Source organism: Flavobacterium sp. KACC 22761, from assembly GCF_034058155.1.
In the GTDB taxonomy this organism is placed as follows: Bacteria; Bacteroidota; Bacteroidia; order Flavobacteriales; family Flavobacteriaceae; genus Flavobacterium.
In genome coordinates, this window is the sequence record NZ_CP139148.1 from 4,846,702 (window position 1) to 4,868,875 (window position 22,174).

The 22,174-nt window shown below is 36.4% G+C and carries 14 protein-coding genes; 4 read left to right on the forward strand and 10 right to left on the reverse strand.

The window, feature by feature from the left end:
* Positions 1–107: 107 nt before the first annotated feature.
* The 4 genes from SCB73_RS20375 to SCB73_RS20390 form a co-directional block, all read right to left on the reverse strand.
* Entirely contained in the window at positions 108–587 is a 480-nt protein-coding gene (locus SCB73_RS20375; protein ID WP_320568010.1) for a BON domain-containing protein, read from the reverse strand.
* A 168-nt stretch (positions 588–755) separates the two neighbouring features.
* Positions 756–1,232 carry a cupin domain-containing protein gene (locus SCB73_RS20380; protein WP_320568011.1) on the reverse strand — a complete coding sequence of 159 codons (477 nt, stop codon included), beginning with the start codon at positions 1,230–1,232 and terminating at the stop codon, positions 756–758.
* A gap of 54 nt (positions 1,233–1,286) precedes the next feature.
* A complete protein-coding gene (locus tag SCB73_RS20385; protein ID WP_320568012.1) occupies positions 1,287–1,736 on the reverse strand; it encodes a nuclear transport factor 2 family protein in 450 nt (149 codons plus the stop codon).
* 98 nt (positions 1,737–1,834) lie between these two features.
* Complete coding sequence (locus SCB73_RS20390) at positions 1,835–2,911, reverse strand: hypothetical protein (protein WP_320568013.1); 1,077 nt, start codon at positions 2,909–2,911, stop codon at positions 1,835–1,837.
* A gap of 260 nt (positions 2,912–3,171) precedes the next feature.
* Here SCB73_RS20390 and dnaX point away from each other — a divergent pair, with 260 nt between their 5' ends.
* A complete protein-coding gene (gene dnaX, locus SCB73_RS20395) occupies positions 3,172–4,257 on the forward strand; it encodes a DNA polymerase III subunit gamma/tau (protein ID WP_026730096.1) in 1,086 nt (361 codons plus the stop codon).
* A 278-nt stretch (positions 4,258–4,535) separates the two neighbouring features.
* Positions 4,536–4,952, forward strand: coding sequence for a DNA polymerase III subunit gamma/tau (locus SCB73_RS20400; protein ID WP_320568014.1), 417 nt, complete (start codon positions 4,536–4,538; stop codon positions 4,950–4,952).
* Positions 4,953–5,015: 63 nt separating this feature from the next.
* Here SCB73_RS20400 and SCB73_RS20405 read toward each other — a convergent pair whose 3' ends face one another.
* From SCB73_RS20405 to SCB73_RS20430, 6 genes are all read right to left on the reverse strand, one after another.
* Positions 5,016–5,594, reverse strand: coding sequence for an NAD(P)H-dependent oxidoreductase (locus SCB73_RS20405; RefSeq protein WP_320568015.1), 579 nt, complete (start codon positions 5,592–5,594; stop codon positions 5,016–5,018).
* A gap of 206 nt (positions 5,595–5,800) precedes the next feature.
* On the reverse strand, positions 5,801–6,367 hold the full coding sequence (locus SCB73_RS20410; protein ID WP_320568016.1) for a Crp/Fnr family transcriptional regulator: 567 nt from the start codon (positions 6,365–6,367) through the stop codon (positions 5,801–5,803).
* Between the two features lie 3 nt (positions 6,368–6,370).
* On the reverse strand, positions 6,371–6,952 hold the full coding sequence (locus SCB73_RS20415) for a TMEM175 family protein (protein WP_320568017.1): 582 nt from the start codon (positions 6,950–6,952) through the stop codon (positions 6,371–6,373).
* A 107-nt stretch (positions 6,953–7,059) separates the two neighbouring features.
* Positions 7,060–7,950: a Ppx/GppA phosphatase family protein gene (locus SCB73_RS20420; protein ID WP_035650761.1), complete on the reverse strand. Its 891-nt coding sequence runs from the start codon at positions 7,948–7,950 to the stop codon at positions 7,060–7,062.
* A 31-nt stretch (positions 7,951–7,981) separates the two neighbouring features.
* Positions 7,982–10,060 (reverse strand): polyphosphate kinase 1, encoded by a 2,079-nt coding sequence (gene ppk1 / locus SCB73_RS20425; RefSeq protein ID WP_320568018.1) that lies wholly within the window; start codon positions 10,058–10,060, stop codon positions 7,982–7,984.
* A gap of 5 nt (positions 10,061–10,065) precedes the next feature.
* On the reverse strand, positions 10,066–10,551 hold the full coding sequence (locus SCB73_RS20430) for a SixA phosphatase family protein (protein WP_320568019.1): 486 nt from the start codon (positions 10,549–10,551) through the stop codon (positions 10,066–10,068).
* 818 nt (positions 10,552–11,369) lie between these two features.
* Here SCB73_RS20430 and SCB73_RS20435 point away from each other — a divergent pair.
* Both SCB73_RS20435 and SCB73_RS20440 read left to right on the forward strand, forming a co-directional pair.
* Positions 11,370–21,092, forward strand: a complete 9,723-nt coding sequence (locus SCB73_RS20435) for an HYR-like domain-containing protein (protein ID WP_320568020.1) — start codon at positions 11,370–11,372, stop codon at positions 21,090–21,092.
* A gap of 153 nt (positions 21,093–21,245) precedes the next feature.
* Complete coding sequence (locus tag SCB73_RS20440; protein WP_320568021.1) at positions 21,246–22,163, forward strand: PorP/SprF family type IX secretion system membrane protein; 918 nt, start codon at positions 21,246–21,248, stop codon at positions 22,161–22,163.
* The last annotated feature ends 11 nt before the right edge of the window (positions 22,164–22,174 follow it).

The window sequence follows — 22,174 nt, forward strand, 5'->3', positions numbered from 1 at the left end:
CAAAAAAATCAATGTGCAAAAACCTATTTATTAATATTTTGTTTTTTATATCAGCACTGAACGTATTAATTGATTTCAACGTACTAAATTTTGCAATTCTTTTTAGCTTATTTAATGATCAATTTGTTATCTACCTTTTTTGGCTTTAATTCTTGAATGCTTTGCATTAAAGGCTGTAATTTGTTTTTTTCAATTTCTCCCGATAGTGTAACAACGCCTCCAACAACCGTTGCGCTCACGCCGTCATAAGCATCAACTACTTTGCTTACCGATTTATCCAAATCGGTATCTGAATTAATGATAACAGTCACCGCTGCTGGTTCTTCATTAGCGCTTGCAATCTCACACGTATTGATAACTGATTTTACTCCTTTAGTTGCTTTTACACTTTTTTCAATATTTTTTTTGAAAATTTCGTCATCGCAGGTTCCTGTAATCGTGGCTACGCCCTCATGAACAGCAACATGTATATTTGGAGTATCATTAAGTTTTTCTGCGATTGCTTTTTCAATATCTCCATCGCTTGGTTTGCATGATGCCAAAGCCACACAAAGACTTATCCCAAGTAAAACTGAATTAAATTTCATAATAGTCTTTTTTAATAATTAACCACCTAAAATTAAACAGATTACAAACAAAAAGATTATAAGATATAGGGAATGAATTTATATGTTTTCCAGTATTTTTTTAAACAAAATAAAAGCTTAAAAAGAACATTTACGCTGAAAACCGGCATTTGAAGTTAAACCGAAAGATTAATCCAAATAATCTGGCGGAAACATTTCCTGTCCGTATTTTATAAAAATGGAGTTTATTTTTTCTTTCTTTTCGATTTCTGAGTCAGAGTTGCTTTCCATATAAGCTGCAATTTCTTCAAACAAATCATCAAGACCAGCTGGAGTTACAGTACACAATAATTTGGCAGGCTCGTTACTTAGATTTTTAAATCCATGAACAATTCCGCCTTTCGGGATATTCACAAAAGAATTTTTCTTCGCCACATAAATCCCTAATTCCGATTTAAATGTAACCTCGCCTTCCAAGACAAAAAAAGTCTCCGCAAAATCAGCATGTGCATGCGGATTTGGCCCAGCGCCGGGCGGAACAGTCATTTCGATTACTGCATATTCGCCATTAGTTTCTTTTCCCGAAATCACAATGCGATAATTTCCACCGGCAATATTCAGTTTGTGGCCTTGCGTTTCATCTACGGTTATGATTGGATTTTTCATTTCATTTTTTATTAATTTTCTCTTTTTCCTTTTTTTATAAAAGATAAAAACTATCTATTCATGCTGTGTCACATCATTATATTGCCAAAGCACATTTATAATTTTCCATTCGCCATTTTCCTTTACAATATGCATATAATCAATCCATGCATCGGCGAGCAATTTTACTGATGCCGTTTTAGCAGAAACATCTAACAATTTGACTTCCTTCCTCGGGTTTTTCGGGAATTTATCTCCTTTTACATTATAAGTTTCAGCCAGAATAACCATGTTTTCAGCAAAGAATTCTGAGATATAATCTTTCTGCGCAGTCTTATTTCTAAAAACAGATCTTTTTACCATTCTCGGATGTAAAGCACTTTCCATCAATTTAGGATTCGGATTGTGTTGTGCTTCAATATAAGCTAAAGCAACTCGCTTAATATCTAATGTATCTTGTTTCGTTTGGGAATGGATTTTAAAAGAACAAAATATGATTGAAAAGAGTACTAAATATTTTTTCATATTAAAAGAGTTTATTATTTACAACCAAAATATGTTTCACTTATTTTAATAATTCAATGTTTAAAAAAGAGAGCTTTTAATCCGAAAAATAAAAGAAATTAATTCCCACTTTTTGGAGCTTTTGTTATTTCTTGCACTTTCTCAACAACTCGATCTAAAACAGGATTATTGGGCTCACTACCTTTTTCTATATAACCAGTTTTTTGATGAGTAAAAATACTATTTGCTGCCATAATTAAAATCTCATCTTTTTTATCAGAAACAATCGTATTATAAAAATGAAGAGCTGCTCCATATGAATTTTGGCGTTGCTTATTTATAGTTTGATTATGTTTACAAGCGTTATAATTTTTTATACAAAATTTCAAAACATAAATATTAATTGAAAGCAACAAAGCTCTTAACAAAGTATGTTTAATTAAATAAAACCATAAAACTTCTTGCCCACAAGAAGGACATATTAAATTGAAATTTTTAAAAGTACAAACACAAATTTCGTTTAAATGATCATCAAAACTATTTATGAAATAGAAAATTAGAGCTACTAATGTTCCAGTTGAAATAAAGATTGCAATAATCCAGATTATCGATTCTTTTCTATTTGATTGTGATTCTTCTCCGTAGAGTTTTTGCTGATTTATTAATTCGAGATTAACATTATCTGGTGTATATCGCTCCCTAAATTCATTCAATTGAGATTGAACACTATTTTTTATGTTATCAATTTCAATTAATTTATTTTTTAAATCCTCACTTTTAGAAGTAATTTCTTCACTCTGCTTTTCAATATCACTACGAACCGAATTTACAGTTTCTATATAATCATCTAGATTTTTACTGTTTACTTTCACATTTAAAATTCCGCTTATCTTTTCGTAAAAAGAATTAAACTTATCAGAAAAAAAAAGAAATCTTTCAATGATTCTTTGCTTATCATTAATAAACTTAACATTATCCATTTGTCTTACTTCTGAATAAAATCCCCATAGTTCTGTATAAAAACTATCTATTTCTTTCAAAGTTTCATAACTGAAAGAATTTAGATTTTCATTAATAAATTTCAAAGTGCGATTAAATTGTTCTAACATATCTTTATAACTAACTAAAGATTCGTTTCCCAAAGATTCCTCACGAAGAAATTTTCCTACATTCATTTCATCTAAAATCTCATACAAATTTTTAAGATTATTATAATACCCAAACTTGTCCATAATTCAAAACAGATTATTGCTTATATCAATTAAAAAGAAAAATAATTCTGCTAAAAATAACACATTTTTTATTACAAAAATTTTATTCTCAAAATTATAGCAAAAGAAAATCACATGAAAACTAGCTCTTGATTTCTCCAATTCAGCCATTTAAAAATCTTTCAATTTTTAAATTTTTAAATCACTAAATTATACTCTATATTTGCTATCGAATAAAAAAGAATATGGAACAATTTGTAGTATCGGCACGTAAATATCGCCCGCAGACCTTTAAGGATGTTGTGGGGCAAAAAGCCATTACCAACACATTGTTGAATGCTATTGAAACCAATCACTTGGCTTCTGCCCTTTTATTCACAGGGCCTCGTGGCGTTGGAAAAACCACTTGCGCTCGTATCTTGGCTCGAAAGATAAATCAGCCTGGATATGATGATCCTACTGAAGATTTTGCATTTAACGTTTTTGAGCTAGATGCTGCTTCAAACAACTCGGTTGATGATATTCGTAACTTGATTGATCAAGTTCGTATTCCGCCGCAAACCGGACAATACAAAGTATATATCATTGACGAGGTCCACATGTTGTCTTCGGCCGCTTTTAATGCTTTTTTGAAAACATTAGAAGAACCGCCAAAACACGCTATTTTTATTTTAGCAACAACAGAAAAACACAAAATTCTTCCAACGATTTTATCGCGTTGCCAAATTTTTGATTTCAAAAGAATTACAGTAAAAGATGCTAAAGAACACTTGGCAGATGTTGCTGAAAGCCAAGGAATCGTTTTTGAAGATGATGCACTGCACATTATTGCTCAAAAAGCCGATGGTGCGATGCGTGACGCCTTATCAATTTTTGACCGTGTAGTTTCATACTGCGGAACAAACTTGACGCGTCAAGCCGTAACTGAAAATCTAAACGTCTTAGATTACGAAACCTATATTACCGTAACTGATTTGATTCTGGAAAATAAAATCCCAGAACTATTAATTGCATATAACGACATTCTTGCAAAAGGTTTTGACGGACATCATTTTATTGCAGGTTTAGCTTCTCACTTTAGAGATTTATTGGTCAGCAAAACACCTTCTACGATTGCATTGCTTGAAGTTGGAGAACAAGCCCAACAAATGTATGGCGTTCAATCGCAAAAATGTTCGCAGGAATTTTTATTAAAAGGAATTGACATTGCAAACGACTGCGATTTAAAATACAAATTGAGTCAAAATCAGCGACTTTTAGTTGAATTATGCTTGATGCAATTGGCCTCTATCAACTTTGATGGAGAAAAAAAAAAGTTGAGCAATTCATAATTCCGCCAACTTATTATAAAAACGGAAGTTTTTCTATAGTTGAAGTCCAAAGCCCAAAGTCCACAGTCCAAAGTCCAACTGAAACTTTAAAAACGGATGAAAAAGTCAATGTCAATCAAAATGACAATGGCAATGCTGTACCTGTAAATACTCCAAATACAACTCAAGTTTCTCCTGAACCTCAAAAAGTTCAAACTCCAGAAACACCACGAGCTGACCTGAGCGGTCCTCCAAAAGTTTCTGCTTTTTCTCTTGCCAGCATCCGCAAGAAAAAGGAAATGGAACAAAGCAGCAAATCATACGTTAAGCCAACTTCTGTATTGCCTACGGAAGAGTTTAACGAAACCGATATGCGTTTGCATTGGAACAAATATGCGGAGCGTTTAGGTCAAAAAGGCTTGAAGATTATGGAATCTATTTTGTTGATTAATGATCCAGTTTTAGAAGGAACGAGAATCACTTATGAATTGCCAAACGAAGGTTCAAAGTTGGAATTTGAGAGCCAGATGAATGCCTTATTAGGACATTTAAAAGGTCATTTGCACAATCATGACATCACCATTGAAGTAATTGTGAATGAAGAGGCACAAACTAAACGAACTTACAACAATCAAGACCGATACAATCGTTTTGTGGAAATCAATCCAAATATTGAACTTTTACGCACAACATTTGGATTGGATTTAAAAGATTAATTTTTTACAACCACAAAATTAATTACTTCAGTAGCTCGCTATTGCTTGAATCGATAAAGAAAACTATCGATTAGCGAGTCCGAAATTATAAACTTTTTCAAGCCATTTTTTTCTTTTGTTATCATCAGAACCTTTAATAATTCCGATGTAGCTTACTTTTACCGGTTTTATTCCACAGAACTGCAAGGTTGATTTTTTCAACTGATTTACGCTCGGCCTTCCAAAAGACAAGCGATAGAACCAACCTGGCTGATCTAAAGTTGTGATAATATGAGCTGTTTTGCCTTTCAACAGTTTATCCCACCAAACCGAATTTTCTCTGTACTGAAAAGCCATTCCAGGCAAAAACAATCGATCTATAAATCCTTTAGTAATTGCAGGAAGTCCACCCCACCAAACAGGATGAACCCAAACCAAGTGATCGGCTCTTTTGATTTTTTCCCAAGAATCAAGTAAATCGGGTTCTAATTCTGTACGTTTTTGGTAACCAAACTGCAGATTTGGATTAAATTTCAAATCAGCAATTGTAATGGTTTCTACCTGAGCGCCAGAATCAATTGCGCCATTTTTATACGATTCTGCAATTCCGAAATTAAAACTTGCTGCGTTTGGATGTCCGTTTATTATCAGTATTTTTTTCATATCAAATGTTTTCTCAAAAATACTTTTTACAGATTTTCTTTTAATAGACAAATGTCCTGAAAATCGGTTATTTATTCTCTAGCAGATTTGGCAGATTAAGTAGATTTTGAAAATCATAGAATTATTTTGCAGATTTTTAAATCAGAATACAAACAAAATAAATCTGCTCAATCTGCCACATCTGCGAGAGAACTTTATCTTTAAAATCAAATACTCAAAACTGCTTTTCTGATTCGGCTTAAATGTCTTGGTGTAATTCCTAAATAAGAAGCTAAATATTGAAGCGGAATTAGCTGTATGTATTTTTGATGATTCTGATACAATTCTTCGTACCGCTGAGCACCAGATAATTTCTGAAAAGAAACCATTCTTTTATGTAAATTGACAAATTCTAATTCGGTTAATTTTCTGCCAGTTTCCTGCCAGTTAAAACCTGATTGATACAATTTTTCTAAAGCCTTTCTGTTCAAAATCTGCAATTCGGTTTCGGCAAGAGCCTGAATACTTTCTTCTGCTTTTTCTTGCGTAATAAAACTAGCAAAAGAAGCCATAAATTCATTTTCAAAAGCAAAACAATTGGTTATTTCGTCTCCTTTATGATTTACAAAAAACGATCTCAAAATACCTTTTTTGATGAAAACAACTTCATTGCAAACTTGATTTTCAGTCAATAAAAGTTCGCCTTTTTTAAGCGTTCGAAATGTAATCAGACTATCTAAAAGATCTAATTCATCCGAAGAAAAATCCTGAATTGACTGAAAAACGGTTTTCATAAATTAATCGTTTGTATCAAAAACACGTTCAATTCTTTTGTCTGGAATAAGCCACAACAGTGCTACTATAAAATAGGCCGCACCAGAAATCCATGTGTTATAAAAAGAAGAAATAATTCCGATAATATATAAAACCGCCGAAACTTTACCTTTTAAATCTTTACCAAGTGCTTTTCTTAAAGGAGAATCATCACCCTCGTTGCACATAATTACATACTGCAAGATCACGTAAGCAATTGCGCACAGAAGCAAAATAATTCCATAAAATGCCATTGATGCTTTTTCAAAATTATGTTCACCCATCCAGCCTGTTGAAACCGGAATCAATGAAAGCCAAAACAATAAATGCAGATTGCTCCAAAGCACTTTTCCGTTTACTTTAGACAAACCATGAAGCAAATAATGGTGATTGTTCCAATAAATCCCCACATAAATAAAACTCAAAATGTAACTTAGAAATTTAGGAATGAGCGGTTTTAAATCGGCGAATTCATGACCTTCTGGAACTTTTATCTCCAAAATCATAATGGTAATAATAATCGCCAAAACACCATCACTAAAGGCTTCAAGTCTAGTTTTATTCATTTATTATAAGTGTAAGTTTGCCACGAATTACACCAATTAACACTAATTTTATTCTTAAAAACTTTAAAAATAATTCGTGTTAATTCGTGTAATTCGTGGCAAAAAAATTAAATTTTACCGTAGTACATTGCTTTTACGATTCCGTCAGAAAGTCCAATTTTTGGCACATAAATCTGGCGTGCTCCACTCCATTTCATTGCATTTAGATAGATGCGAGTCGCGTGGATGATAACGTCGGCGCGGTCAGAGTTCAAACCTAATTCGGCAATTCTTTGTTCATAAGTCAATGAATTCAAGAAGGCATATTGCGAATTGATATAAATGTATGAAAGCGGTTTTTCCTGCTGTTTTCCAGACATTTTAAACAATTTATTGATGTTTCCTCCAGACCCAATCAACGTTACTTCATCATAATCAGCAGTATTGGTTTTAATCCATTTTTCGATTTCATCCCAAACTACGTCACAAACCATATTATTTAGCAAACGAACGGTTCCCGCTTTGAATGATCTTGAATTGATCATTTTCCCGTCTGAAAAAAGAGTAAACTCGGTGCTTCCACCACCAACATCCACGAAAAGATAAGTTTCGTCTGTTTTTAATAAATGATGCAAATCTGTAGAAGCGATAATTGCTGCTTCTTTTTTTCCGTCAATAATTTCGATTTTAATGTCGGCTTTCTTTTTAATCAAAGCCACAACTTCTTTGGCATTATACGCTTCGCGCATTGCCGAAGTAGCAAACGCCATATAACGCTCTACTTTATGTACTTTCATCAAAAGGTTGAATGCTTTCATGGCATCAACCATTCGATCTGTATTTTCTTGTGATATTTCTCCAACGGTAAAGGCATCTTGTCCCAAACGAATTGGCACACGGACAAGCGAACTTTTATTAAACTGCGGTTCTTTGCCTTCTTGTTCTACAACATTCGATATCAGAAGCCTCATGGCATTTGAACCGATATCTATTGCTGCAAATTTTCTAATATTAATCATGCTCACTTATGATTTGAAAAATTGGTTTTAATTAATTTATTTTTTGAGGAACTGCTTCGGCCACCTCAATTTTGTTTTGGTAATATTTATAGGTTTCAAATTGCGCTCTAAATGGGGCATGATGATTTCGAGGCTTGTATTTGTTATCTAATTTATAGGAATGATATCTCACTTTAACATTCCCTTTCCATGCAATATTAAAATTATCAATCAGTTCTTTTTTGATTTCTAAATCATAGATCGGGCAGGTAACTTCGACTCTTCCATCAAGATTTCTAGTCATAAAATCGGCAGACGAAATGTAAACTTCCGTTAGACCAGCATTTCCAAAAATATAAACTCTTGAATGCTCTAAATAATTATCTACAATACTTATTGCTTCAATATTTTCGCTCATTCCGGGAATACCTGGAATCAAAGAACAAATCCCTCTAACTTGAAGCTGGATTTTCACGCCTGCGTTGCTTGCTTCATATAATTTATCGATCATTTTAAAATCAGACAAACTATTCATTTTTAATTTGATATGTGTTTTTCTGCCAGCAAGCGCATGCAAAATTTCACGGTCAATTAACTTAATGAATTTTGTTCTTGTGTAGTGTGGCGATACAATTAAATGTTTGTATCTGTGCACTCGATAATTAATATCGAAAAATTCAAATATTTTCGATGTATCTTTTAAAATTCCTTGGTGACAGGTAAAAAGCGTAACATCGGTATAAATTTTTGCTGTCGATTCATTGAAATTTCCCGTTGAAATAAATCCGTAACGACGTGTTTTTCCTTCTTCAATTCTTTCAATCACACAAATTTTACTGTGAACTTTCAAGCCTTTAATTCCGAAAATAAGCTCTATTCCTTCCGTTTGCATTTGTTCTGCATACGAAATATTCGATGCTTCATCAAAACGTGCTTGAAGTTCAATTTGAACTACTACTTTCTTTCCGTTTTTAGCAGCATTGATCAATGAACTGATAATCTGTGAATTTTTGGCTAAACGATATAAAGTAATTTTTATGCTCGTTACTTTCGGGTCTAAAGCCGCTTCACGTAAAAATTTGGTCAAATATGAAAATGATTGATATGGCGCATGCACCAAATAATCTTTTTTACTGATTTTTTCTAAAATACTTCCATCCAAACTCAAACCTGGAACAGGCAAAGGCTCATTTGGTTTATACAACAAATCGTAGCGTCCTAAATTTGGAAAATCCATATAATCTCGGCGGTTGTGATACCTTCCACCGGGAATTATACTATCGGTTTCTACAATTTTCATTTTTTCCAAAAAGAATTGTAGCGTATCTTCTTCAATTAAATTATCATAAATAAAACGAACAGGTTCTCCAATTCGGCGGTCTTTTACAGAGCTCGAAATTTTTTCCAGCATACTTTTACTTAAGTCACTGTCAATATCTAACTGAGCATCACGCGTGATTTTAATCATATGCGCCGAAACACTTTTATAATCAAAAATATTGAAGATGTTCTTTAGTTTATAACGAATAACATCGTCGATCAAGATCACATATTGTTTTTCATCTTCAGAAGGAAGGACAACAAAACGATTGATGTTTTTTGGAATTTCGATTAAAGCATAACGAACTTCATCTGTTGCCAATTCTAAGCGAACAGCCAAATATCCCAAAGTATCTTTTAAAACCGGAAAAACCGCCAAGTCATTAAGAATGATGGTTACCAATTCTGGACTTAATTTTTGTGTAAAAAAGTCCTTTAGAAAACACTCCTGTTTTTTGGTAATTTGAGTTTCATTGATAATAAAGATATTTTCAGCTTCTAGTTCGGCTTCAATATTTCCTAGAATACGTAAACTTTCAGACTGTTGCTGAATTACGATTTCGGTAATATCCTTAATTAATTGATGGGCAGAAATTCCTCCTAAATATTTTTCGCCAGAAATACCCGAAAGACTTAATCTTCGAATCGCAGCATACCGAACTCTGAAAAACTCATCTAAATTGTTTGAAAAAATTCCAACAAAACGCAGTCTGTCTAAAAGTGGAACCGTGTTGTCTGCAGCTTCTTGAAGCACTCTTGCATTAAACGCTAACCAACTTTTTTCTCTATCGATATATTTCTGTTCGTACACTTTTTTTATTTTAAATCTTTGGGGAAAATGGTTTTATGTGTCTTGCCTTTATTGAGAGTATCCCAGCTTTCCGTATCAAATTGCAGGGAAACAAAACCTGAAGTTGGGACATTATCTATAAAAACATCCCCAAATTTATTAACAAAATTTGTAATAGCCTCGTTATGTCCAAAAAGAATAACGCTTTCTAAACTATTATCACACGATTTGATAACTTTTTCGAGTTGTCGTTCATCAAATGTGTATAATTCATCTTTGAAAATGATGCTTTCTAAGGGATATGAAATATTTTGAGCAAAAATAAGAGCCGTTTCTGAAGCCCGTGCCGCAGTGCTACTCCATATAATGTAAGTTTTCGGTAGGTATTTTGAAATATTTGAAGACACTTCATGTGCATCTAAAATTCCTCTTTTCATTAAAGGTCTGTCAAAATCCTTAAGAGGCGCTTCCCAACTTGATTTGGCGTGTCGTATTAAAATTAAGTTTTTCATAAAAGACAATATTTAAAAAATAAATACATAACGAGAAAACTACTTTCTAAGTTCTAATTTACAAAAGAAATTTTAATCCTCTTCCTTTTTTTATTCCTGTTAACATTCTAACAAAATTTTAACAAGAATTTACAATTCTAGAAATGTCAAAACTAGAAGAAAATAGAATTGTGATTTTTTGCATTTTATGTACTTCATCTATAAAATAAGTTTTTAGTCGATATTTTATTTTTATTCAAAATTTTAACCAAATACTTGATTATTAATTACTTAAATCTTTACAAAGAACTCATTATCGCTAATAAAGCAAAAAAAAAGGGACAGAAAAATTTTACTTTTTACAGTTAAAAAAAATATTTTTTACTCAATTTTTGATAAAAAAACAACACTTTAACGAGTTTTTTGGTTAGTTACAGATAAAAAAAACATATTAGAAAAACTCTAATATAACTTTGATTCTGTTAAAATATTAAATATATCACAAAACAGAGAAGTAATTAGCAAGAATAAAAAAATGACACTTCAAAGATTTCAAAAGCGTCAAAATTGTAAGTTATTTTTTTTGGTTAGAAATGTACGATGTGATTAAAAACCTATTTGTCCCATTTAAAAAAAATAAATAGAACCGTTTTTACATCTTCTTGAGGATTTTATTAAACATTAATCTAAAACCTATTAAAAACAGACACACTTTTTTACAAGCCGACTAATTTTTTATTGAAAAAACAAAGCCTTGACAAATTAATAATCAGTTAAAAAGCTGATTATTAATTAAAAAATCTCAAAATATGATTACTAAAGTTTAAAAATTAGAGATTATGAAAAACATTACTTTAATGAATATGAATATTAAATACGTTTATGTTGCGTTGCTTTTAATATTTATTACAAGTGGCTATTCTCAAAACACATATGATGGCAATTACTGCCCTGGCCCAGGTGCAGTAGGTGATGAATATGCGACTGGAACGGTTTATAGCACGGTATTGTTAGCTAACCCTTCTTCAACATGCAACATTGGAACGATTCACGCTAAAGTTGATACCCAAAATCAAGTTTTACGATTAGGTATGGACATTGGTAATGGTGGTTCGGCACTTTTTAGATTGTACTTAGATACCGATAATAATCCCTCAACAGGATTAACCTCAGATTCATTTGGAGGAACCATTAGTGTAGCTGGTGCTGAGTATATCTTAGAAATTAATTCTAACGGAAATGGTTTTACTTTATATACCGGAAATGGTAGTGTTAAAACTCAAACCAATGTTATTCCTGCAGGTCTTGCGGCTCAGGCAGGTAATGCCAATTGTAATTCCGGAGCTACATTTTTAGAGTTTAATGTTCCTTTTGGAAGCTTGGGAATTAATATTTGTGATCCCAATAATCCTGGCGTAATTAACGTTACAAAATTAGCTTCTGTTAGTGGTAACTCACCTAATTCAAGTCTATGCACTAATACTCCACTTACTTTTGGAATTCCACTAAAAGGAACAGTTGGGCCAAACTCAACTATATGTTCAGGAGCTAGTGCTGCTTTAACAATAACAGGTCTCAATGCTAATTCTAATGTAATCAAATGGCAATCATCTGTTGCACCATTTTCAGTGTGGGTAGATATCGCTAATACTGTAGGTTTAACAGCTTACAATACAGGTAATTTAACAGAAACCACAAAATTCAGAGCAATATTTTCTAATTCAGGTTTATGCTCAGGAAGCAATATTGCGACAAGTGAAGCAACCATAACGGTAAATACTCCAACTGCTTGTTCTATTACTGGTACTGCGGGCCCTGTATGTTTATCTTCTTCTAACGTTTATTCTGCTCCGGCCAATATGACGACCTATTCCTGGTCTTTACCTCCTGCAACTGCAAATGGGGCTACAATCACATCAGCTACAAATTCACAAAACGTTACTGTTCAAGCTGGTTCTACGTGTAATACAACGTTTAAATTATTATTAACTACTACTTTAAACGGATGTAGTTCTACTTGTGAAAAAATAGTAACTGTTAACGACACCACAGCTCCGACTTGGACAACTACAGCAGGTTCATTAAATGCTACTTTGGAATGCAGTAATACAGCAGGAGTGGCAACAGCACAAAGTCAGGCTCCGGTTGCCACAGACAATTGCGGTGGAACCGTAACCTATACAAAAGTGAGCGGAACTTTCGCCGCTGGAACTTGTGCAAACTCTGGAACTTACACCAACACTTGGACCGCTAAAGATGCCTGCAATAATACTTCAACAGTTTTTACTCAGGTGATCACTATCCAAGACACGACTGCTCCAGCTTGGACAACTACAGCAGGTTCATTAAATGCTACTTTGGAATGCAGCGATACGGCAGGATTGACAGCAGCACAAAGTCAGGCTCCTGTTGCCACAGACAATTGCGGCGGAACCGTAACCTATACAAAAGTGAGCGGAACTTTCGCAGCTGGAACTTGTGCAAACTCCGGAACTTACACCAACACTTGGACCGCTAAAGATGCCTGCAATAATACTTCAACAGTTTTCACTCAGGTGATCACTATCCAAGATACCACTGCTCCGACTTGGACAACTGCTGCAGAAGCTCTTAACGTGACATTACAATGTAGCGATACAGAAGGATTGGCAGCAGCACAAAGTCAGGCTCCGGTTGCCACAGACAATTGCGGCGGAACCGTAACCTATACAAAAGTGAGCGGAACTTTCGCCGCTGGAACTTGTGCAAACTCTGGAACCTACACCAACACTTGGACTGCTAAGGATATCTGCAACAATACTTCGACAGTTTTCACTCAGGTGATCACTATCCAAGACACGACTGCTCCGATTTGGACAACACAGGCGGGTTCTCTGAATGTGACTTTGGAATGCAGCAATACGGCAGGATTGACAGCAGCACAAAGTCAGGCTCCGGTTGCCACAGACAATTGCGGCGGAACCGTAACCTATACAAAAGTGAGCGGAACTTTCGCAGCTGGAACTTGTGCAAACTCTGGAACCTACACCAACACTTGGACTGCTAAGGATATCTGCAACAATACTTCAACAGTTTTCACTCAGGTGATCACTATCCAAGACACGACTGCTCCGACTTGGACAACTGCTGCAGAAGCTCTTAACGTGACATTACAATGTAGCGATACGGCAGGATTGACAGCAGCACAAAGTCAGGCTCCGGTTGCCACAGACAATTGCGGCGGAACCGTAACCTATACAAAAGTGAGCGGAACTTTCGCCGCTGGAACTTGTGCAAACTCTGGAACTTACACCAACACTTGGACCGCTAAAGATGCCTGCAATAATACTTCAACAGTTTTCACTCAGGTGATCACTATCCAAGACACGACTGCTCCAGCTTGGACAACACAGGCGGGTTCTTTGAATGTGACTTTGGAATGCAGCAATACGGCAGGATTGACAGCAGCACAAAGTCAGGCTCCGGTTGCCACAGACAATTGCGGCGGAACCGTAACCTATACAAAAGTGAGCGGAACTTTCGCAGCTGGAACTTGTGCAAACTCTGGAACTTATACCAATACTTGGACCGCTAAGGATATCTGCAACAATACTTCAACAGTTTTCACTCAGGTGATCACTATCCAAGACACGACTGCTCCGACTTGGACAACACAGGCGGGTTCTTTGAATGTGACTTTGGAATGCAGCAATACGGCAGGATTGACAGCAGCACAAAGTCAGGCTCCTGTTGCCACAGACAATTGCGGCGGAACCGTAACCTATACAAAAGTGAGCGGAACTTTCGCAGCTGGAACTTGTGCAAACTCTGGAACCTACACCAATACTTGGACCGCTAAGGATATCTGCAATAATACTTCGACAGTTTTCACTCAGGTGATCACTATCCAAGACACCACAGTCCCTGCTTGGACAACTACAGCAGGTTCATTAAATGCTACTTTGGAATGCAGCGATACGGCAGGATTGACAGCAGCACAAAGTCAGGCTCCGGTTGCCACAGACAATTGCGGTGGAACCGTAACCTATACAAAAGTGAGCGGAACTTTCGCCGCTGGAACTTGTGCAAACTCTGGAACTTACACCAACACTTGGACCGCTAAAGATGCCTGCAACAATACTTCAACAGTTTTCACTCAGGTAATCACTATCCAAGACACGACAGCCCCAGCTTGGACAACACAGGCGGGTTCTCTGAATGTGACTTTGGAATGCAGCAATACGGCAGGATTGGCAGCAGCACAAAGTCAGGCTCCGGTTGCCACAGACAATTGCGGCGGAACCGTAACCTATACAAAAGTGAGCGGAACTTTCGCAGCTGGAACTTGTGCAAACTCTGGAACCTACACCAACACTTGGACTGCTAAGGATATCTGCAACAATACTTCAACAGTTTTCACTCAGGTGATCACTATCCAAGACACGACAGCCCCAGCTTGGACAACACAGGCTGGTTCTCTGAATGTGACTTTGGAATGCAGCAATACGGCAGGATTGGCAGCAGCACAAAGTCAGGCTCCGGTTGCCACAGACAATTGCGGCGGAACCGTAACCTATACAAAAGTGAGCGGAACTTTCGCCGCTGGAACTTGTGCAAACTCTGGAACCTACACCAACACTTGGACCGCTAAGGATATCTGCAACAATACTTCAACAGTTTTCACTCAGGTAATCACTATCCAAGACACGACAGCCCCAGCTTGGACAACACAGGCTGGTTCTCTGAATGTGACTTTGGAATGCAGCAATACGGCAGGATTGGCAGCAGCACAAAGTCAGGCTCCGGTTGCCACAGACAATTGCGGCGGAACCGTAACCTATACAAAAGTGAGCGGAACTTTCGCAGCTGGAACTTGTGCAAACTCTGGAACCTACACCAATACTTGGACCGCTAAGGATATCTGCAACAATACTTCAACAGTTTTCACTCAGGTGATCACTATCCAAGACACCACAGCCCCAGCTTGGACAACACAGGCGGGTTCTCTGAATGTGACTTTGGAATGCAGCAATGCGGCAGGATTGGCAGCAGCACAAAGTCAGGCTCCGGTTGCCACAGACAATTGCGGCGGAACCGTAACCTATACAAAAGTGAGCGGAACTTTCGCAGCTGGAACTTGTGCAAACTCTGGAACTTATACCAATACTTGGACCGCTAAGGATATCTGCAATAATACTTCAACAGTTTTCACTCAGGTGATCACTATCCAAGACACGACTGCTCCAGCTTGGACAACTACAGCAGAAGCTCTTAACGTTACATTACAATGTAGCGATACAGAAGGATTAAATGCTGCACAAGCACAAGCTCCAGTTGCAACTGATAACTGCAATGGAAACATAACTTATGTGAAAACAAGCGGAGAATTACAAAGAGGAAGCTGTGGAAGTACTGGAACTTACACCAATACTTGGGTTGCGAAAGATCTTTGCAACAACACCTCAACTACATTCACTCAAGTAATTACAATCCAAGATAGTGCATCTCCAAAATGGATTACAGTAGCTGGAACATTGAACGTAACTTTACAATGTAGCGATACAGCAGGATTAGTCGTAGCTCAGGCTCAGGCTCCTCAAGCTACTGCAAATTGCACAATTGTAACTTATACCAAAACAAGCGGGCAATTCGTAGCTTCTGAAGGTTGTGCGAATGCTGGAACATATACTAACAGCTGGATTGCAAAAGATGATTGTGGAAACGTTACCGACAGTTTCTATCAAGTAATCACAATCGAAGATACAACTGCACCGACTTGGACAACTGCTTCACAAGCTTTGAATGTGACTTTGGAATGTAGCGATACCTCTGGACTTGCTAATGCTCAAGCACTTTTCCCAACTGCTTCTGACTTATGTGATGCCGATGTCACCAACATAACCAAAGTAAGCGGTCAGTTTGTAGCTTCTGAAGGATGTTCAAATGCTGGAACTTATACCAATACATGGACAGTAAAAGATGATTGTGGTAATACTTCTGAAACTTTCACACAAGTGATCACAATTCAGGATACTACTGCTCCAACTTGGACAACTGAAATCGGTTCTCTAAACAAAACAATTGAATGTAGTAATACAGAAGCTTTGGCATCGGCGCAAGCCTTATTCCCTGTAGCTTCAGATTTATGCGATGCGAATGTTTCAAACATTGTAAAAGTAAGTGGCCAATTTGTAGCTTCTGAAGGATGCGGAAATGCTGGAACTTATACCAATACTTGGACTGTGAAAGATGATTGTGGCAATACCTCTGAAACTTTCACGCAAGTAATTACAATTGAAGATACTACTGCTCCAACTTGGACAACTGAAATCGGTTCTCTAAACAAAACAATTGAATGCAGTAATACAGAAGCTTTGGCATCGGCGCAAGCCTTATTCCCTGTAGCTTCAGATTTATGCGACACGAATGTTTCAAACATTGTAAAAGTAAGTGGCCAATTTGTAGCTTCTGAAGGATGCGGAAATGCTGGAACTTATACCAATACTTGGACTGTGAAAGATGATTGTGGCAATACCTCTGAAACTTTCACGCAAGTAATTACAATTGAAGATACTACTGCTCCAACTTGGACAACTGAAATCGGTTCTCTAAACAAAACAATTGAATGCAGTAATACAGAAGCTTTGGCATCGGCGCAAGCCTTATTCCCTGTAGCTTCAGATTTATGCGACACGAATGTTTCAAACATTGTAAAAGTAAGCGGCCAATTTGTAGCTTCTGAAGGATGCGGAAATTCTGGAACTTATACCAATACTTGGACTGTGAAAGACGATTGTGGCAATACTTCTGAAACTTTCACGCAAGTGATCACAATTGAAGATAAAACTGCTCCAACTTGGAATACTGTTGCCGGCACTCTAAATGTAACTTTAGAATGCAGTGATACAGAAGGACTTGCAACTGCTCAAGCTCAATTCCCAACAGCTTCTGATTTATGCGATACAGATGTTTCTAACATCACAAAAGTAAGCGGCCAGTTTGTTGCTTCTGAAGGTTGTTCAAATGCCGGAACTTATACTAATACATGGACAGTGAAAGATGATTGTGGCAATACTTCTGAAACTTTCACGCAAGTGATCACAATTCAAGATACTACGAAACCAGTATTTAACGGTGAACTTCCATCTGATATAACAGTTTCATGTGATGCGGTTCCAGAACCTGCAAATGTTCAGGCTACAGACAATTGTGGTGGTGGAGATTTACCAATTGTATTATCTGAAACTAAAAGCGATATCAAAAATGAATGTGGAACTGAATACACCCTAACACGTAAATGGACAACAAGTGACTGCAGTGGAAACACAGCTTCATTTACTCAAATCATTACAGTTAGAGACACAACTCCGCCAACAGGAACTGCTCCTGCGAATGTTGCGGGCTTACAAAGCACTACTGAAATTCCAACCGGAAATCCAGCTGACATTACTGATGAAGCTGATAATTGCGGAGGAAATGTAATCGTTACTGTAAGCGATTCTAATAATGGAGCTAATGGTTGCGACGGAAATGCTTATGTATTGACTAGAACCTATACTTTGACAGATTGCGCAGGAAATAAAACAGAATTAGTTCAAACATTTACTGTTGACAACAAAGTATCTGTTTCTGGAGTTCCGACAAATGTAAGCTGTCTTGACGGAACTGACGGTTCAATTGCAGTAACTAGTAGTCCAGGTGCAACTGTTGTAATTACAAATGCTAGTAATCAAGTTGTTGGAAATACTAATTTGCCAGCTGGAACTTATACACTTACTGCAACTGCACCTGTAAATGGTGAAGGCCAAGTTTGTACAGCAGCGGCGACGGTAACTATTACACAACCAAATTACAAAGTGAAAGTTTCTGGACAGGTAATTAATGTGGACACTAACACTCCGATTGCGAATGTACCTGTAACCTTGATCCCTCAAGGCACTACACCTGGTCCAATTTTAATTCGCATTACTAATGCTAATGGAGAATATTCATTCACTGGTATGGTTGCAGGAAGTTATTTGGTTCAGGTTCAAGATGCTAATTTAAATAGTGCATATCAATTATATCCAGTAAATTCAAGCTTGTTCTTTACAACTCTTGAAGAATGTAAATTCCAAGTACATGACTTCTTGTATGGAAAATCAAAACTTCCAGTTTTAGGAGATTATGTTTGGTATGACGTTAACAGTGACGGAATTCAAAATGAATGGTATGATGCCAACAATGATGGTGTTGTTACCAAAAACATTCCTGACAGCAACGGCGCTATTGACTACAGCCAATGGGAATGGCTTGACTTAAACGGTGATGGAAGCTATACCGGTCCACAAAATGCTGGCGAATTAAATGCTGGCGGATTTGGAAATGCTAAGAGTGCCAATGTCATTGTAGATGGTCCAAATGGATATCACGATGAAGTAATCGTTGGAATTCAAGGTTTCTGGAGAAACAGACCAGAAAGCGAAAATCCTTATGGAGAGTACAAAGTTAAACTTGTTAGAGATGCGAACTTAGATGCCGTTGCGGCCACTTTAGGAGCAACTGGATTAGTGAAAGTTCTTCCATCAGCAAGTACAGCTAAAAAAGCAACATCTAAAACTGGCAAAATACAAATGCATACCGTATGTACAACTACAAGTGCAGATGGATACATTGTAAATGTAACACCAGAAGATTTAGTTCATTTAGATATTGACTTTGGAGTTAATTGCAAAGAGTTCCAAGACCTTGTTGCCAATGATGACAATGGCGGACCTTTCCCAGGAGTTAATACCACAACACCAAATGTATTAAATGTATTAACAAATGATACACTTGAAGGTCAACCAGTAACTGCTTCAGAAGTTATAATAACAACTGTAACTCCAAACGAATTCTTGCAATTGAATCCTGATGGTTCTGTAGATATTTTGCCAAATGCACCAGCAGGTACATTAACAATGGTATACCAAATTTGCGAAGCTGATCAAACTTCAAATTGTGACATAGCAACTGTGACTATTACAATTGAAGCTCCAGTTATGACGGTTACTGCAACATCAATTTGTGTGAACGATATTCCTTATCTTGACTATTCTGCAACGCCAGTTAACTTTACACCTAAAAACGGCGTAACAATTACATGGGCTGACAGCAATAATAATGTAGTCACTACAATGACCAACCTACCGCTTACCGGAAGAGTATTGTGGCCAGGAGCTGTAGTAGATCAGAACGGAAATGGCATTGACTGGCCAGGATGGGTTTTCCAAGATAACAAATGGATTCAGGCTCCAGACGGATTTGAAAATCTTCGTCCAACAGCTACCGTTACAATCTCTGTTAATCCAAGCGAAACGATCGTCGTAAGTTATCCGCCAGCTGATCCTTATTGTACTTCTAGACCAACATTTGCAATTGTTGCCAATGACGATACAGCAGGACCAATAAACGGAGTAACCGGAGGAACAAATATAATCAATGTTTATACTAATGATACTTTAAACGGCTCACCAATAAATCCAAGTGATGTTACTTTGACAACGGTAACGCCAGATCCTAAAGGAGTTCTGACATTAAACCCTGATGGATCAATTACTGTGGCGCCAAACACACCAGCGGGAACTTACACATTGACTTATCAAATTTGTGAAAACGCTGACTTTGGAAACTGTGATACAGCAATAGTAACAGTAACTGTTGGTAAAACAGCAATTGTGGCAAACGACGATAGCTTTACAAACATTGGTTGTAACCGATTTGGAATCGTTGGAAATGTATTAAGCAATGACGTATTGAATCAGGCTCCAGTGGCACTACAATTAGTAAACTTTAGTGTATTACCGCAAACCAATGATGTAAAAACTGATCCAAATATTACGGTAGATGCTTCTGGTAATCTAAATGTAACAAGCTTAACAGCGCCTGGAACTTACACATTGACGTATCAAATTTGTGAAAAATTAAATCCAGACAATTGTGATACCGGTACAATTACCATAACAGTTATTCCAAATGGTGTAACAACACTAAGCAGTTCAGCTTGTAATGATGATTCAACTTTAATCGACTTGCTTTCTCTTCTTCCAACAGATACGCCAAGAAATGGAACTTGGGTTGATACAAACAACACTAATGCATTGAGAGACGGTGTCTTAAATGCACTTGGGTTAGCCATTGGAAACTATGCATTTGAATACAGAATTACTGATCAAAACTGCCCTCGTAGTGTAGTACTTAATATGGAAGTCAATGATGACTGTAAAGTATTACCATGTGAAAACATAGTGGTACATAATGCTTTCTCTCCAAACGGAGACGGTATAAATGATGTATTTGTAATTGATGGTATTGGCGACTTGACCTGTTATCCAGGAAACACAGTCGAGATCTATAATCGTTGGGGAATATTAGTCTTTGAAACTACTGACTATAACAATACAACGAATGCGTTTGATGGAACTTCACGAGGAAGAACTACTGTTAACAAATCTGAAGGTTTGCCAACAGGAACGTACTTCTACATTGTGACTTACAAATCTTTAGACGGTAATAATGTAATTCAATATAACAAAAAAGACGGATACCTCTATCTTTCAAAATAAACCCAGACTGCTGAAAGGCTGATATAATATTTATATCAGCCTAATACAGCAGGTAGTATTAAAAATCCGGGAATTGAAAGAATAATATCGTGGATTTTTTTAGAGGATTTCATTAATAATTCAATAGTAAAATTGAAATAATAAACATCTACTATGAGAACAAAATTATTTTACTTCGTCATTCTGTTTGTAACTATTGCAAGTCACGCACAGCAAGATGCTCAATATACGCAATACATGTACAACACAATAAACATAAATCCTGCTTATGCAGGTTCTCGTGGAGCCTTAAGCATTTTTGGACTATATCGTACACAATGGGTTGGTCTTGATGGCGCACCAGAAACAAGCACTTTCTCTGTAAATACTCCTATTAACAATAGTAATCTGGGAATTGGAGGCTCACTTGTTAATGATAAAATTGGTCCTACAAATGAAAACAACATTTCTGTTGATGTTTCATATACAGTCCAAACATCTGCCAATTTCAAACTGTCGTTTGGTATTAAAGGAACTGCCAATATATTCAATTTAGATGTCAATAAACTGAATCCAGAAATTTCTGGAGATCCACAATTCCAAGATTTGAATAACAAATTTAGTCCAAATGTAGGAGCCGGAGTTTATTGGCATTCAGACAAAGCTTATATTGGTTTTTCTATTCCAAATTTTATTGAAACAAATCGTTACGACGATAATGATATTGCCATTTTCAAAGACAAAATTAATTATTATTTAATGGCAGGTTATGTATTTGATTTGGATAAATACCAATACATCAAATTCAAACCAGCTGTACTTACAAAAATGGTTGAAGGTGCACCGCTTCAAGTAGATCTTTCAGCGAACTTTATGTTCTTTGACAAATTTGTTGCGGGCGTTGGCTACAGATGGAGCGCTTCATTAAGCGCCATGGTTGGGTTCCAAATCACAGACGGTCTTTATTTAGGTTATGGTTACGATCATGAAACCACAAACCTGAATAACTATAATTCAGGATCTCATGAAATATTCCTGCGTTATGAATTCTTTACTAAAAATGGTAAAATCACAACTCCTCGTTTCTTCTAAAAATAAGTACT

Bases quoted from the DNA above. Each gene is read 5' to 3' on its own strand.
- SCB73_RS20415 (WP_320568017.1), bottom strand. From the start codon at position 6,952: ATGAATAAAACTAGACTTGAAGCCTTTAGTGATGGTGTTTTGGCGATT.
- dnaX (WP_026730096.1), top strand. From the start codon at position 3,172: ATGGAACAATTTGTAGTATCGGCACGTAAATATCGCCCGCAGACCTTT.
- SCB73_RS20405 (WP_320568015.1), bottom strand. From the start codon at position 5,594: ATGAAAAAAATACTGATAATAAACGGACATCCAAACGCAGCAAGTTTT.
- SCB73_RS20440 (WP_320568021.1), top strand. From the start codon at position 21,246: ATGAGAACAAAATTATTTTACTTCGTCATTCTGTTTGTAACTATTGCA.
- SCB73_RS20385 (WP_320568012.1), bottom strand. From the start codon at position 1,736: ATGAAAAAATATTTAGTACTCTTTTCAATCATATTTTGTTCTTTTAAA.
- SCB73_RS20410 (WP_320568016.1), bottom strand. From the start codon at position 6,367: ATGAAAACCGTTTTTCAGTCAATTCAGGATTTTTCTTCGGATGAATTA.
- SCB73_RS20435 (WP_320568020.1), top strand. From the start codon at position 11,370: ATGAAAAACATTACTTTAATGAATATGAATATTAAATACGTTTATGTT.
- SCB73_RS20400 (WP_320568014.1), top strand. From the start codon at position 4,536: ATGGAACAAAGCAGCAAATCATACGTTAAGCCAACTTCTGTATTGCCT.
- SCB73_RS20430 (WP_320568019.1), bottom strand. From the start codon at position 10,551: ATGAAAAACTTAATTTTAATACGACACGCCAAATCAAGTTGGGAAGCG.
- SCB73_RS20380 (WP_320568011.1), bottom strand. From the start codon at position 1,232: ATGAAAAATCCAATCATAACCGTAGATGAAACGCAAGGCCACAAACTG.
- SCB73_RS20375 (WP_320568010.1), bottom strand. From the start codon at position 587: ATGAAATTTAATTCAGTTTTACTTGGGATAAGTCTTTGTGTGGCTTTG.
- SCB73_RS20420 (WP_035650761.1), bottom strand. From the start codon at position 7,950: ATGATTAATATTAGAAAATTTGCAGCAATAGATATCGGTTCAAATGCC.